Raw genomic sequence first — 15603 nt, 5'->3', positions numbered from 1 at the left:
CTTTGAAAGACCATGGCGTAGCCGACAATGAGGTTGCCTTGAAACTGACTGAACGTCCTTACTTCATTCCCGCTGTGGCCCTCGGCGCAGCGACGCTCATCCTTGCGGGTGGCGCCCTGATCGTTTCAATGTCGTCCAACCCGTCGCGCAAGGTCGCAACCGATGGCGCAGCACAGACCGCCGATATCGAATCCGTCGATCCCGATGGTACGAATCTGCCCCCAACGGCACCCGTGGTAACACCGCTCGACTCGGTCGCGGCCATCACGACTGAACCGCTCGCGGAAATCCCCGCGGATACTGCCAAGGTCGCTTCCGCCACGCCAACATCCGCCCCTGCGCAAGCCGCAGCCCCTTTCAGCTTCGAGCAGGTCATCAACAAGGCCCAGGCTTTGTCCGAGCACGAAGTCCAGAAATCTCCGCCCGTGCCCTCGTCCGCCGCCGCGCTCAATTACGACCAGTATCGCCGCGTCGAGTTCAAACGCGAAGCCGCCGAGTGGACGCCCGACGAAACGGTTCCCTTCCGCGTCCACTACGATCCGCGCGGGTACCTCTTCAATGACGAGGTCAAGCTCAACATCATAGAGAACGGCGTCGCGAAACCTCGTCCGTACAGTGAAGCAGATTTCTCATTCTTCGACCTCCCGCTATCGGATGAAGACAAGACAGCCCTCGGCTTTGCTGGCTTCCATGTCACCACGCCGCTCAATTCGTCCGGCAAGTGGGACGACCTGATCAGTTTCAAGGGCGCCAGCTTCTTCCGCGCTCTCAGCGCCGGAACAGTGTATGGCGCCTCGGCCCGGGGTATCGCCATCTCCACCGCCTCACCATCGGGCGAAGAGTTCCCGTCCTTTCGCGAATTCTGGCTGGTAAAGCCTGAACCCGGCGCTCACTCCATGACCGTTTATGCGCTACTCAACGGCCAGAGCATGACGGGCGCCTTCCGCTTCATCATTACGCCCGGCACAGCGACCATGATTGATGTCGAGGCCGTCTTTTTCCCGCGCCGCAAGCTCCCCGAGGTCGGTATCGCGCCAATCACGTCGATGTATTATTTTTCGCCGCACAGCATCAATCGCGGCAACCGCGACTACCGTGTCGCCGTGCACGATTCCGAAGGCCTGATGATGCAAATGCACAATGGCGAATGGGTATGGCGTCCGCTCGTCAATCCGAGTCAGCTTGAAATCTCCAGCTTCGCGACAGAGCCGCCGCTCGGCTTTGGCCTCATCCAGCGCCACCGCGAGTTCAAGGACTATGATGATCTCGAAGCCAGCTACGAACGTCGCCCGAACGTCTGGATCGCCCCCAAAGGCGATTGGGGCGCCGGCAACCTGACTCTTGTCGAAATACCCACAACCAACGAGTACAACGACAATATCGTCGTCTCCTGGCGCCCGTCGACTGCGTGGGATGCGGGCAAACCTGTCCGTCTGGCTTATCAGATGACGTGGAGCCTTCCGCAGCCGGTTGTCGCGCCTGTCGCCCGGATCACCGCCACGAAAGTCGGCATTTCACCCAGCAGCAAACGTCCGGTCTTCCTGATCGACTTTGAAAGTGACAATGACGCCCTCTTGCGGGACGCCATTCCTGAAGTCTCGACATCGTCAGGCACCATCATTGCGCCTGTTGTGCGCCCCAATCCGGATACAGGCGGGATGCGTCTCAGCTTTGAGCTGGATTCCAAGGATGCCAGCCTCTCGGAACTGCGCGCTCGCCTTACCAAGGCCGACCGTCCGGTCTCTGAAACCTGGCTCTATCGCTGGAGACCTTGATGATCACATTTCGCGCTCGCCCTGCCGAATTTCCCGTCGCAATGCCTGATCAGGCATTCGAAACAGCGCCAACGGTCAACCGTAACGCTCCGAGATCGCAGATGTGGCGCAAGGTGACGCTCTTCGGCCTGTCCATACTGCTGGCGGGCTGGGCAACGATTGAAATGTACCATGTGCTCAACGTGTCCGGGGTGACATCGCTTGAGCAATTGCTGCTTGTTGTCTTCTGCATCAACATCAGCTGGATCGCCTACGCCTTCGTCAGCAGCACGATTGGCTTCCTCGCGGCCATGGTCGGCCTGTTCCGGAAACGCCGGGCCACGCCCGGCCCGGCCCTGCTCACCGGTCGCACAGTTATCGTCTTCCCGATCTATAACGAAAGTGTCGACCGCGTCTTCGCCACAGTCGAATCGACCGCAGAGTCGCTTGCGAATGCTCCCGGCCGCTTCGAATGCTTCATCCTAAGCGACACCAATGATCCCGAAGTCGCCCTGCAGGAAGAAGCCGCATTCGAGCTGATGCGCACGCGTCTATCACCCGGCGTCCTGGTTCATTATCGCCGCCGCACGATGAACGTGCACCGCAAGTCCGGCAATATTCGCGATTTCATCACGCGCTGGGGCGGTCGCTACGATTACATGATCGTGTTCGACGCCGACAGCTTCATGGACCGCGAAACCCTCATCGAACTCGCCCGCCGCATGGAGGCTTCTCCTGCAACAGGCCTCATCCAGACCATTCCCCAGCTGGTTGGCGGTCGCACCCTCTTCTCGCGTACCCAGCAGTTCGCTGCGGCCCTCTACGGTCCCGTTCTCGGCAGTGGCTTGGCGTGGTGGGCCCAGAACGAGGGTAATTTCTGGGGTCACAACGCGATCCTTCGGATCGAAGCGCTCGCCAGCGCTGCCGGCCTGCCCGAAATCCCCGGTCGCGCCCCCTTCGGCGGCTCAATCCTCAGCCACGACTTTGTCGAGGCAGCGCTCCTGCGCCGTGCTGGCTGGAATGTCCAGATCGCGCCGGAACTGGGCGGATCCTACGAGCAGGGCCCGCCCTCAATCATCGACCTCTCGATCCGTGACCGCCGCTGGTGCCAGGGCAACATGCAGCACATGGCCGTGCTCCTGAAAACGCGCGGCCTGACCTTTACCAGCCGCATGCACCTCATGATCGGCATTTTCTCCTATCTTGCATCACCGCTTTGGCTGCTCTTCATCACCATCGGTATGATGCTGTCCCTGCAGAACATGTTCCTCACGCCGGAATATTTCGGCGAGTCGGCCGCCCTCTTCCCCTCATGGCCCGTCATCGACTCCGAACGATCCCTGCACCTCTTCCTGATTACGATGGCCATCCTGTTCGCGCCCAAGCTCTATGGCATGATCTATGGCTTTGCCGCGCCGCGCTGGCGCAACACCGTAGGCCTGCTGCGCACTTTTTATGGCGTTCTCGCTGAGACAATCCTATCGGTCCTGCTGGCACCCGTACTGCTTGTCGAGCAGACCGTGGCCGTGTACCGCGTGTTTACAGGCCGTGATGGCGGCTGGAACCCCCAGCATCGAGACTCCAACGAGTACAGCCTCAAGGACACGTTCCGTCATCACACGCCCGCCATCGTGCTCGGCGTCCTGCTGACGGTCTCCGCCTTCGCCATCTCGCCCCTCTTCGCGGCTTGGCTCGCGCCCGCCACGATCGGTATGGTTCTGGCAGCAACCCTTTCCTGGTGGACCGGCCGCGAGCGCAGCGGTGACGCTGCCAACCGCATGAACCTGCTGCACAGCCCGGACGAGATCGACCCGCCGAAATCCTTTCTCGACTCGGTTGCTGACCGCGCACACTACAAAGGCCTTACTGCACCAAGCATCGCCGGCCTGTTCGCCGACAGCAACCTGCGCACGCGCCGCTCACATCTCGTCGACACTTACTGGCCGCTTGAGCGTACCGAGGTTCACACACCACTGGCCCTTGCCCGCGCACGCGCAGAACGCCTCCCAACTGTTGAGGAATATATCAGCGCGCTGGCACCCAAAGAGATGCTTGCTTTGCTGAACTCACCACGCGACCTTGAAAAGGTGGTGGATCACTATGGTGCCCGCGAGCAGCAATACTCCACGGGCACCACGTGAGACTTTAGCTTAGCCTAGAAGAACGGCTGCTTCTCGGCTGACATCGCAACCATCATTTCATCGAACTCTTCCTGCACCTTCGGCCGCGGCTCGCTGCGCATGAGGCTGACCAGCACTGTTGCCAGCAAGCTCAGGAAGAAGCCCGGCACCAGCGCGTAGATCGTATCCGACAGTGACGCGCCATTGATGGTGACCGGCGCATAGAGCCAGAACAACACGGTCAACGCGCCGGTGATCATACCCGCCAAGGCGCCATTGCGCGTGATACGGCGCCAGTAGAGGCTCAAGAGGATGATCGGGCCGAATGCGGCACCAAAGCCGGCCCAGGCATAGCTGACCAGCGCGAGGATGCTGCTCGACCGGTCAAAGGCCAGCAGGATGGCAATCAGCGACACGACGAGCACCGACAGGCGCCCGACGAGCACCAGTTCCTTCTGGCTCGCTTCCTTGCGCAGGAAGGTCTTGTAGAAGTCCTCAGTCAGCGAGCTCGATGACACAAGCAGCTGCGACGAGATCGTACTCATGATCGCCGCAAGGATGGCCGCCAGCAGGAAGCCCGTGATCAGCGGATGGAACAGGACCTGCGAGAACAGGATGAAAATCGTTTCCGGATCGATCAGTTGGTCATTGATGCCCTGCTCGTTAACATACGCCACGCCAGCAACACCCACGGCAACGGCGCCGAGCACCGTCACGAGCATCCAGCTCATACCGATATAACGCGCCGTCGCAATATCCTTGAGTGACCGGATCGCCATGAAGCGCACAATGATGTGCGGCTGGCCAAAATAGCCAAGCCCCCAACTCGCAGCGGATACGATCCCGATAATTGACAGGCCCTGGAACCAGTTGAAGAAGTTCGCGCGGCTCGGTGCGTCCTCAACGCTTGCCGGCGGCGACGCCAGCACTTCGGCATGCGTCGCATCAAACCCGCCAACCGCATTGATCGCCACGATTGGCACCAGTACCAGTGCCACGAACATGATGCAGCCCTGCACGAAGTCCGTCAGGCTGACCGCCAAGAACCCACCAAACAAAGTATAGGCCACCACAACGCCCGCCGTCACGAACAGGCCCAGCGTGTAATCAAGCCCGAACGAGGCTTCGAACAGCTTGCCGCCAGCCACAACGCCGGATGACGTGTAGAGCGTAAAGAAGATGACGATGACGACGGATGACAGGACACGCAGCAGGTGCGAGCGATCCTTGAACCGTTTCTCGAAGAAATCCGGGATCGTGATCGAGTCTTCCGACAGCTCGGTATAGACGCGCAGTCTCGGCGCCACGAGGCGGTAGTTGAAATACGCCCCGATCACCAGGCCAACAGCAATCCACGCCGCACTGAAGCCCGTCACGAACACAGCTCCCGGCAGGCCCATGAGCATCCAGCCGCTCATATCCGATGCCCCGGCAGACAGCGCGCCCACAGCAGGATGCAGCTGGCGACCGCCAAGCATGTATTCGGACACGTCGCTCGTCGATTTGCGATAGGCATAAAGCCCGATGAGCATCATGAGGACGAAATAGGCGCCGAGTGAAACAATGGCTGCTATATTCATGTAAACCTTCTTCTCTGTCGTCTTTATCTGCGATGATTGGTGATCGTCATGCCAGAAGCGGCGGGAATTGGCTAACGCAGCTCCACGGCCCGGTCATAGGCGGCTTGCGTCGTGCGGCGCATCAGCTCCGTCAGGGCACCGTCCGCGTTCAGCGCTTCAAGCCCTGCCTGCGTCGTACCATTCTTGCTGGTCACCGAGTTACGCAGCGTCTCGACACTGTCATCAGAGCCAAGCGCCATCTCGATCGCGCCCTGCATCGTTCCCAGCACAAGGTCTCGCGCCTGCTCGTGGGTGAAGCCCAGCGACTTGGCCGCTTCAATATAGGTACGGGCAATCTCGAACACATAGCCCGGTCCGCTGCCGGCCACCGCTGTCACGCGGTCCAGTTTGTCTTCTTCATTCACCCACACAACCGTACCGGCGCGCGCCATCAGCGCCTCGACCGATTGCTTGTGTTGGTCTGAGCATTCCGGGCTGGCGAACAGGCCGCTGACACCCTTGGCGATCAGGGCGGGCAGGTTCGGCATGATCCGAATGACCGGGCCCACCGCCGTCGCCGTCTGTAGGCGCTTGACCGAACAACCCGCTGCGATGGAGGCAACTACGCCGCCCTCTTCCAGCTGGTCGCGATAGTCCGGCATCACGTCATCAACCATCTGCGGCTTGATCGCCACGATCAGCAGGTTGAAGCGCTCGGATTCAATTGCGCTGCGCTCCTTCACGAGACGGACGCCATTCGGCACCTTCTCGGTATAGGGGTCCACAACGGTAAAATCCCAGTCCGGCGACTGCGCCCACTGCTCCAGCAGTGCGCCGCCCATTTTTCCGCATCCGATCAAAAGTGCCTTCATTGCGATAGTCTGTTCCCATCATGCTCTTGTTAGTGGAATCGCGTTGGATCCTGTATTCTGCCTTCCTAGACATTTTTGTTTTGTATTCAAATTTTAATGACAGGAAATTCAGATAGATCTAGCCCCTGCGCGCTGTAACTCTTTATTCAACGCCCTGTTATACAACGTATATTTACCGTATCGCAGGCCTCTGGCTGCTATTACATCGAGGTTTTTGAGTCTGGCATGTTGTTTCCTGCTCAAAATACACCTAGTTCGAGGCCACAAACCAATGGAGCGAAATTTTGTCCCAAACCAAACGGATCGTCGTGAAAGTCGGATCGAGCCTACTGGCCAATCCAGACCTGCTCACCCCGCGATGGGCATTCATCCAGCGGCTGCTTGAAGATATCGCGCTGCTGCGTTCAGAAGGCTATGAAGTCGTTCTGACATCATCTGGTGCAGTGGCACTCGGCCTGAACACCCTGAATGTAAAGCCCGAAAATGCCGGCCTGCGCGACAAGCAGGCTGCGGCAGCCTGCGGGATGCCTATCGTGCTGAACGCCTACAAGCAGGTCGCACATGAATTCGGGTTCGACATCGCGCAAGTGCTCGTCACGCGCGGCGACCTAGAAGAGCGCCGCCGCTTCCTGAACACCAAGAACACGGTTCACCGCCTGCTGAACGGCAATGTGATGCCGATCGTCAACGAAAACGACACGATCACGACTGAAGAGATCCGCGTCGGAGACAATGACCGTCTCGCGGCCCGCATCGCCCAGATGATCCAGGCCCAGCATCTCGTCATCCTCACCAGCGTCGACGGCCTCTATGACAAGGACCCGTCCGAGCCCGGCGCCAAGCTGGTCGAAGAGCTGCACGATGTGTCTGAGTACCTGTCCGTCACCGAAGGCACGAGCGCCCTCGGCAGCGGCGGCATGCTGACCAAGATGCAAGCCGCCAACATGGCCCAGAACGCCGGTTGCACCACCCTTATCGCCAATGGCGAGGCCGACAATCCCGTCTCGTCCGTGCTCAAGAACCAGCGCCCGCACACCAAGTGTATCGCGAATACCGAGCCTGCGTCCGCATGGACCGCCTGGCTTACTGATCGCCTGCAGATGGCCGGCAGCCTCGTCATCACCAATGAAGCAGCAGATGCCCTCGCCGCCGGTAAGCGCGGCGTCGAGCGTGCAGACGTCCAGTCCATTCACGGGCCATATGTCCGCAGTGATGTCATCCATATCTATGATGAGGAAGGCGTCGAGCGCGCCCGTGGCCTGACGAACTTCTCGTCGGAAGAGACCATGCTGCTCGCCCGCAACCTGGATACGGAAACGACCAAGCTGCTCGGCTACCATACAAAGGCAACGCTCGTGTCGCGTGACAATCTCGTCGTGCTCGACGAACGCCACCTGCCATGGGACAGCCCCGCCGAAGACGAGATGGAGCCTGTGACGCGCTAGGCGTCCTGGGCTTTCGCCTCTTCCGGAGAGAGGTCACCAATCTCAAGTATCGGCGCGGCGTCCAGGCCGTCCGCATGCATCATCGCGGCTATACGCTGTACGGAGGAGACAAGTAGCGTCTTCTCCCACTCAGCCAGCGCGTTGAAGGCGGCGAGAAAGTTCTGCTGCAACGGCTCAGGTGCATTCTTCAGGCGCGCGCGACCAGCCTCCGTTACGACGACTTCGATCACGCGCTTGTCCTCGGCGCTGCGCTCGCGCGCGACCAGCCCCGCACGCGCGAGCCGGTCCACGATCGATGTGATTGTGCCTTGAGAGAGGTTCACCGTTTTGGCGATATCTGTCGGCTTCTCCCGCCCCTGCGCATTGACGGCATGCAGCACCAGCAACTGTGGTGATGTCAGCCCGGTCTCTTTCAGCAAATGCTTGGAATAGAGGTCGATGGCCTGCGTAATCTGGCGCAGTGATTTCAGGAGGTCGGAAGGATTGGTCATGGGTCTTCTGGTAAGGGCTCGAAGCCAAGCCTGCAAGGCAGGCGCCTGCCATCCAAATTTATCGATCCGCCTTCAGCGCTTCAAATCCTGCTGTGATGAATTGCACCACATGCTCATAGGCGTCATCCAGATCATCCGAGTGGCAGAGCCCGCGCGAAAGCTGGTCGATGCGTCCTGTCTGCGCAAAGGTCAGCGTCAGGGCGCCAGAAAAGCAATGGTATGCCCAGTACAGGGATTTCTCATCCACCGGCGCGAGGCTCATGCGAAGCGCATCAATGAAGCGCCGGATCAGCGGATCAAAGAACTGCGTCATCAGCTTGCCGCCCCACTCGGGCGAATTGTTCACATAGGCAATCAGCGCATAATAGTGCTTCCAGCCCGGCTCGGCGACATGCGGTCCCGTCAGCAAGGGCCCGAGATAGGCCCGAACGATAGCCTCCACGCTCGGCGCAGCGGGGCTCGCCTCCCCCATCGCATCCGTCAGCGCTTTCAGGCGCCATCCGTTCAGCACATCCGCACGCCGCATCAGCACGGCATCAAACAGGTCCTGCTTCTTGCCGAAATGATAATTGGCCAGCGCCACGTCAACGCCCGCCTCACGCGCAATGGCCCGCAGGTTCACACCATCATAGCCATGCCGCGCGAACTGGCCCTCGGCGGCATCAAGGATAGCCGTGCGCCGGTCTGTCTTTGTATCAGGCATGAAGGCGCATCATTCAGGGGCTCGTTCGCAGCAGATGTGCGATACTAACCGCGAAATCGCGTTTGTCTTGCCCTGAGGGTGGAAAAGCCTGCCCGGGCGACCGGACAGGCTGATTAGAGCTTACTGGGATGCAGCCGGGGTCGACGCGCCGCCGAGTGCCTGGAACAGCGTCACCACGTTGAGCGCCTTGACCAGTTCGGCGCTGATCAGCTGCTGGCGTGACGTGTAATCGTCCCGCTGGGCATCCAGGACCGAGAGATAGTCGTCGATACCGACACGGAACCGCTCTTGGGACAGGTTGAGAGTCACGGACGTATCCTCGACCAGACGGCGCAAGGCGTCGATCCGCTCGTCAACGGTCTGCGCCGTTGCCAGCGCATCGGCCGTCTCACGGAAAGCCGTCTGGATCGCCCGCTCATATTGGGCCAGCGCCAGGTCCCGGTTTGCCTTGGAGACACCGAGATTGGCCTTGCGATTGCCTGCATCAAAGATCGGCAGCGACACCTTCGGTCCGACACTCCAGATACCACCATCAAACAGGCCATCGAGTTCATTGCTCGAATAGCCAGCCGATCCCGTCAGCGAGATGCTGGGGAAGTAGGCTGCGCGTGCGGCGCCAATATTCGCATAGGCCGCACGCAGCGACCGCTCTGCCGCCAGCACGTCCGGCCGGTTCAGCAGCAGGGCGGACGATTGCCCAACCGCCAACCTGTTCACGACAGGCGACGGCAACAGCTGGGCCGACTCGGCAATATTGTCCGGCAAGTCCGTTCCGACAATGAAGCGCAAGGCGTTCAGGTCCTGACGCACCAACCCGGTATATTGGGCGAGCTGCGCACGGGCCGTCTCGACACTCGCCGATGCACGGCGCACATCGATTTCGGTGACAACGCCCGAGTCGAACATCTCATTGGTGAGATTCAGGGATTCCGTCTGGCTGTCGATCGTCTCCTGCGCGAGGCGCAGCAGCTCCTGATCCGCCGCCAGCGTCAGCCAGGCCTGCGCCACGGAGGAGATCAGCGCGATCTTCGTGCTGCGCTCACCCTCAACCGTCGACAGGTAGCTTTGCAGTGCGGCCTCGTTGAGGCTCGCCACGCGGCCAAAGAAGTCGAGTTCGAATGCGGTTACGCCCAGTTGTGCGCTTACACCTTCCTGCGCATTGGCGGCCTGCTCGATCGCTGCGCTTGGGTCACCGAACGTCCCGGTTTCCGTCACGCCGCCCGACGCCGCAACGGATGGCAGGCGTGCAGCACGCGTGATCCCGTACTGCGAGCGCGCCACAGCAATACGCGCCGTTGCCGCCCGCAGGTCGCGGTTGTTTTCCAGTGCCAGCGCAATAACCCGCTCCAGCTCCGGCGATACGATCAGGTCCTCCCAGCCGCCCACAGACACGGCATCCGCGCCTTGCTCGTCCGCAATCGGCAGCGCCGTCGGCATAGGCGCATCGGCCTGCTTGTAATCCGGCGACAAGTTCACGCACCCTGCCAGAAAGGCAGACAGCATCAATGGCGCAACGCGCATTCCGTTATTCATGATGCAGCTCCATTTGCTTGCGCGGGTGTTTTCGGATTGCGTGTCGTCAGCTTACGAACGATCACGTAGAACAGAGGCGCTGCGAACAGGCCGAGCAGTGTAACGGCCGCCATACCACCCAGCACCGTGATGCCGAGCGCCGACCGGGCACCTGCACCGGCGCCCGAACTCAGGGCCAATGGCAGAATGCCAAAGCCAAAGGCAAGCGACGTCATCATGATCGGCCGGAAACGAATTCGGATCGCCTCCATCGTTGCCGGGATCAGTTCCTTGCCTTCCGCCTCAAGTCCGCGTGCGAACTCGACAATCAGGATGGCGTTCTTCGATGCCAGACCGATGGTAGTGAGCAGGCCGACCTGGAAGAACACGTCGTTCGACAGTCCGCCAAAGTGCGCACCCGCCACCGCGCCCATCACACCAATCGGCGCGACCAGAAGCACCGAGATCGGCACTGTCCAGCTCTCGTAAAGAGCGGCAAGGCAAAGGAAGATGAACAGGGCCGAGAGCGTATAGAGCAGCGTCGTCTGGTTGCCGGAGCTGCGCTCCTGCGCGCTGATGCCCGTCCACTCAAACCCGGTGCCCTTAGGCAATTGGCCGATCAGCTCTTCCATCTTGTCCATGGCAACGCCCGAGCTTTCACCCGGAGCGGCCTGTCCCTGAATATTCAGGGCCGGCACGCCGTTATAGCGCTGGAGCAGAGACGCACCATACTGCCAGTCAGACGACAGGAGTTCCGACATCGGCGTCATCTCGCCTGAATTGTTGCGGACGCGCCAGTCGCCAATCGCCTCCGGTTGCATACGGAAAGGCGCATCGCCCTGCACGTACACTTTCTTGATCCGGCCACGGTCGATGAAGTCGTTCACATAGGAGCCACCGAGCGCGACCGACAGGAGGCTCGTCGCATCCGACAGGCTCACGCCGAGTGCCTGAGCTTTCTGGTAGTCAAGGTTCAGCTTGAACTGCGGGCTGTCTTCCTGGCCGTTTGGCCGCACGGCGTCCAGGCTCGGATCGCCTGCAGCCATGCCCAGCAACTGGTTTCGGGCCTGGACAAGAGCCTCATGGCCGATACCGCCGGTATCTTTCAGGTAGAGATCAAAACCGCTGGCCGTGCCCAGCTCGCGGATCGGCGGCGGCAGCACCGGAAAGACCGACGCATCGGTACGCTGGCTGAACGTGCCAAACGCACGACCGACAATACTCGCTGCCGAGTCCTTTTTCGCCGTGCGATCTTCCCAATCATTGAGGCGGATGAATGACATGCCGACATTCTGTCCCTGCCCCGCAAAGCCAAATCCGGAAACCAGCATCGCGCCAGCCACATTGTCGGCTTCCGCTGTGCTGTAATAATCCCAGACATCATCCATGACAGCCTCGGTACGCTGAAGCGTTGCACCGGCCGGCAGCTGGACGACCGTCATCACGGATCCCTGGTCTTCATCAGGCAGGAAGGATGACGGCAGGCTCGTATAGCCAATACCAAGTGCCGCCAGCATAAGGACAAACACGCCCGCAAAAATCCAGCGCCGGCGCACGATGCGCTCCACCACGGATTCATAACCGCTGCGCAATTTGTCGAAACCTCGGTCAAACAGGGCGGCGCCGCGTCCGACAATCGATTTGCCATGCGCCGCGTCCTTGTCATGCGATTTCAGGATCGTCGCACAAAGGGCCGGTGAAAGAATGATCGCCACCAGAACCGAAAGCGTCATGGCCGAAACAATGGTCACCGAAAACTGGCGATAGATCACACCAGCCGAGCCAGGGAAGAATGCCATCGGGATGAACACAGCCGACAGCACAACCGCGATGCCGATAAGGGCACCCGTAATCTGGTTCATCGACTTGCGCGTCGCTTCACGGGGCGAAAGCCCCTCCTCCGTCATCACGCGCTCGACGTTCTCGACCACAACGATCGCATCATCAACCAGCAGGCCGATCGCGAGCACCATGGCGAACATCGTGAACGTATTGATCGAATAGCCAAAGGCCAGCAGCACTGCGAACGTACCCAGCAGAACGACCGGCACGGCAATCATCGGAATGAAGGCAGCCCGGAAGCTCTGAAGGAACACGAGGATGACGATAAAGACCAGGACGACAGCTTCCATAAGCGTCTTCTGGACTTCATGGATCGATGTGCTGATGAAGGGCGTGGAGTCAAACGGGTAAACGACTGTCATGTCGTCCGGAAAATTCGCAGAGAGCGCTTTCACCTGCGCCTGCACAGCTTCAGCCGTATCCAGCGCATTGGCGCCGGATGCCAGCGCCACAGCCATACCCGCCGCTGGTTGTCCGTTATACTTGGCAACCGTTTGATAATTCTCGCCGCCCATTTCGACCCGCGCCACATCACCGAGACGAACAGAGCCGCCATCAGCCGTGGTGAGGATCAGGAGGTCGCGAAACTGCTCAGGCGTCGACAGCAGGGTCTGCAGTGAGATCGTGGCCGTAATAGACTGGCCCTCAACGGCCGGAGCGCCGCCCAGCGAGCCCGTAGACACCTGAGCGTTCTGCGCGGTAACGGCCGCGATCACGTCACTTGGCATCAGGCGATACTGGTTCAGCTTGTTGGGGTCGAGCCAGATGCGCATCGCATAGGCCGACCCGAACAATTGCACATTGCCGACACCATCGGTCCGGCTCAGCGGGTCGATGATGTTGCTCCGCGCATAGTCGCCGAGGTCGATGGAATCATACGTCCCATTCGGCGAAACGAGCGCCACAACCATCAGAAAGCCGGCAGAGGCCTTGGTCACCACAACGCCTTGGCGCTGCACCTGTTGCGGCAGAAGCGGCGTCGCAAGCGACAGCTTGTTCTGCACCTGGACCTGCGCGATGTCCGGGTCCGTCCCGGTTTTGAAGGTCAACGTGATCGAGGCAGCACCCTGCGAGCTCGACGACGAAGACATATAGTCCAAGCCGTCCAGCCCGGTCATCTGCTGCTCGATAACCTGCGTCACCGTATCTTCGACCGCCTTGGCAGAAGCGCCGGGATAGACAGCATTGATCGAAATCGTCGCCGGGGCGATGTCGGGATATTGGGAAACCGGAAGGGAGCGCAGCGCGATCGCGCCTGCAATCATGACAATGATTGCCACAACCCATGCAAAGATGGGGCGGTCGATAAAGAAATTAGCCATAAGGGATCAGCCCGCGTTCTTGTTAGGGTTTGCCCGCGGCCATATCGGCGCCGGGCTGCTGTGTGCCACCAGCCGTCTCGGCCATTGGCTGCTTGACGGTCACGGATGCGCCCGGCTGGATCTTCTGGAAGCCGCTCACGATCATCCGGTCGCCGTCTTCAAGTCCATCGGAAACAATCCAGTCACTGCCGGAGGCCTCAATAATCTTCAGGTTGCGTACTTCGACCTTATTGTCCGCAGACACGACCATCGCGGTCGGATTGCCCTTGGTATCGCGGTTCACGGCGGCCTGTGGCAGCACGAAAACGTCGTCATAGGCACCGGCGCTGAAGCTTGCGTTCACATACATGCCGGGCAGCAACAGGCCGTCCGGATTGGCGACAGCGGCGCGGATGATCACCGAACCGGCCGTCTCATCGACGCTGACTTCGCTGAATTCCAGCCTGCCCGGCTCGGGATAGACCGTGCCATCCTCAAGCTTGATCTTCACTTCGACGCTTTCGCCATCAGTCGACTGGATCCGGCCTTCGGCCACATCCCGCTTCCATTCCTGGATTTTCGAGCTGCCGGCCGTCAGGTCCAGGTAGATTGGATCGAGTTGCAGCACATTGGCCAGCGCGGTTGCCTGGTTTGCGGTGACGAGCGCACCCGGCGTCACCGTTGAGCGGCCGATCCGGCCATCAATGGGCGACGTCACTTTCGTGCGGGCCAGATTGATGCTCGCGCTCTGCACTGCGGCTTTCTGCATGGCAACGTCGGCTTCGGCCTGCCGCTGGGCAGCGACGGCCTGGTCGTAATTCTCGCGGCTGACGGCGTTGATCTCGGAAAGGCGCTGATAGCGGCTGGCCGTCTGGCGCGCAGCTTCAGCTGTCGCCTCGGCGCGTTGAAGCGCGGCTTTCGCGCTGTTTACACTGGCGGCGTATTCGGATGCATCAATTTGGTAAAGGGCTTGGCCGGCCGTGACCATCTGGCCTTCCGTGAAGAGGCGCGACTGGATCAGCCCTGTCACCTGGGGGCGGATTTCAGCCTCGCGATAAGCGCGGGCACGCCCTGGTAGTTCACGTGTGCTTTCCACACTCGTCTTGTGGACAACAGTAATGTCGACGGCGGGAGCAGGCGGCGCCTGTGGGGCAGCGTCTTGTCCCGAAGGACCACACGCGGCGACTGCGCCAAAAAGCGCAGTTGCAAACAACGCCCGGATATTATTGGAAAAATGTGGCATTAAACTCACCTTGATCAATCGCCGCTATGTAGGTACTGATTGAAATGTTAGAATGAACGTTCGAAATAATACTGCGCTGCAACAAATCAACCCCTAAAGGCAGAATTTTTCATGAATAAGCGGTCGCAAGATTGATGAGCCCACTGAACGAAACCGCGAAACTGTCGCGACGCGCAGAGGTGAGGCGTACGCAAATCCTTGACGCAGCGGCAATTTGCTTTGTGGAACAAGGGTTTCACGGCGCAGGCATGGCCCGCATTGCCGAACAGGCTGGTATGAGCGCCGGGCATATTTACCACTATTTCGAAAATAAGGACGCCATCATCGAAGCCATCGTGGACCGTGAAGCGGAATTACACAGTCAAAAGATGCTCGGATTCCACGATATTCCGCGGGAAGAGCTCATGCACGAGTTGGTCGAGCGCGCCGACGAGGGCGTCCGCACGCAAACAGACCCCTTCCAGTCCGCCCTAAACCTGGAAATCATCGCCGAAGCCCAGCGCAACCCGGCCATTGCTGAAAAACTGCGGGCCAACGACGCGGAGACACGCGAGACCTTCAAGCGCCTGCTCGGCGAGCAATTGGGGCTCAGCGACGCCGAAGGCCGCGTCGAACTCATGTTCACGCTGTTTGGCGGCCTGCCGATACGCATCCTTCGCAACCCGGACCTCGATCGCGAAGCCCTTCTCCGCTATCTGCGCAAGGTCATCCGCGCCGTCTTGTCGGACTGATCACACGCCGTCCAGCGATAGCAACAATCT

General features: G+C 60.1%; 11 protein-coding genes. 4 read left to right on the top strand and 7 right to left on the bottom strand.

Features of this window, described 5'->3' with window-relative positions:
- Positions 1-38: 38 nt before the first annotated feature.
- The gene (locus V7651_RS12345) at positions 39-1775 is read left to right on the top strand and encodes a glucan biosynthesis protein G (protein WP_156950480.1); all 1737 of its coding nucleotides are present in this window, start codon (positions 39-41) and stop codon (positions 1773-1775) included.
- Positions 1775-3895, top strand: coding sequence for a glucans biosynthesis glucosyltransferase MdoH (gene mdoH, locus V7651_RS12340; protein WP_084146305.1), 2121 nt, complete (start codon positions 1775-1777; stop codon positions 3893-3895). The genes V7651_RS12345 and mdoH overlap by 1 nt, the downstream gene beginning before the upstream one ends.
- Positions 3896-3909: 14 nt before the next feature.
- Here the strand turns inward: mdoH and putP are convergent, their stop codons facing one another.
- Positions 3910-5454 (bottom strand): sodium/proline symporter PutP, encoded by a 1545-nt coding sequence (gene putP, locus V7651_RS12335; protein WP_035539225.1) that lies wholly within the window; start codon positions 5452-5454, stop codon positions 3910-3912.
- Between the two features lie 71 nt (positions 5455-5525).
- The gene (locus V7651_RS12330) at positions 5526-6305 is read right to left on the bottom strand and encodes a pyrroline-5-carboxylate reductase family protein (RefSeq protein WP_035539223.1); all 780 of its coding nucleotides are present in this window, start codon (positions 6303-6305) and stop codon (positions 5526-5528) included.
- A 284-nt stretch (positions 6306-6589) separates the two neighbouring features.
- Here V7651_RS12330 and proB point away from each other — a divergent pair, with 284 nt between their 5' ends.
- The gene (gene proB, locus V7651_RS12325; RefSeq protein ID WP_035539221.1) at positions 6590-7750 is read left to right on the top strand and encodes a glutamate 5-kinase; all 1161 of its coding nucleotides are present in this window, start codon (positions 6590-6592) and stop codon (positions 7748-7750) included.
- On the opposite strand, the gene V7651_RS12320 is transcribed toward proB, so the two are convergent.
- The 5 genes from V7651_RS12320 to V7651_RS12300 form a co-directional block, all read right to left on the bottom strand.
- Positions 7747-8241: a MarR family winged helix-turn-helix transcriptional regulator gene (locus V7651_RS12320; protein ID WP_035539220.1), complete on the bottom strand. Its 495-nt coding sequence runs from the start codon at positions 8239-8241 to the stop codon at positions 7747-7749. The two genes, proB and V7651_RS12320, sit on opposite strands and share 4 nt — an antisense overlap.
- 58 nt (positions 8242-8299) lie before the next feature.
- On the bottom strand, positions 8300-8944 hold the full coding sequence (locus V7651_RS12315; protein WP_035539219.1) for a TetR/AcrR family transcriptional regulator: 645 nt from the start codon (positions 8942-8944) through the stop codon (positions 8300-8302).
- 120 nt (positions 8945-9064) lie between these two features.
- Positions 9065-10477, bottom strand: a complete 1413-nt coding sequence (locus V7651_RS12310) for an efflux transporter outer membrane subunit (protein WP_051624846.1) — start codon at positions 10475-10477, stop codon at positions 9065-9067.
- Positions 10474-13620 (bottom strand): efflux RND transporter permease subunit, encoded by a 3147-nt coding sequence (locus V7651_RS12305; RefSeq protein WP_335613379.1) that lies wholly within the window; start codon positions 13618-13620, stop codon positions 10474-10476. Before V7651_RS12305 ends, V7651_RS12310 begins: the two co-directional genes overlap by 4 nt.
- A gap of 22 nt (positions 13621-13642) precedes the next feature.
- Complete coding sequence (locus V7651_RS12300; RefSeq protein ID WP_335613378.1) at positions 13643-14842, bottom strand: efflux RND transporter periplasmic adaptor subunit; 1200 nt, start codon at positions 14840-14842, stop codon at positions 13643-13645.
- Between the two features lie 248 nt (positions 14843-15090).
- Here V7651_RS12300 and V7651_RS12295 point away from each other — a divergent pair, with 248 nt between their 5' ends.
- Positions 15091-15573 carry a TetR/AcrR family transcriptional regulator gene (locus V7651_RS12295; RefSeq protein ID WP_418887244.1) on the top strand — a complete coding sequence of 161 codons (483 nt, stop codon included), beginning with the start codon at positions 15091-15093 and terminating at the stop codon, positions 15571-15573.
- The last annotated feature ends 30 nt before the right edge of the window (positions 15574-15603 follow it).

Source organism: Hyphomonas oceanitis (assembly GCF_036964545.1).
GTDB lineage: Bacteria > Pseudomonadota > Alphaproteobacteria > Caulobacterales > Hyphomonadaceae > Hyphomonas > Hyphomonas oceanitis.
Note: the sequence above shows the minus strand (reverse complement) of the source record. Positions and strands in the feature narration are given on the sequence as shown.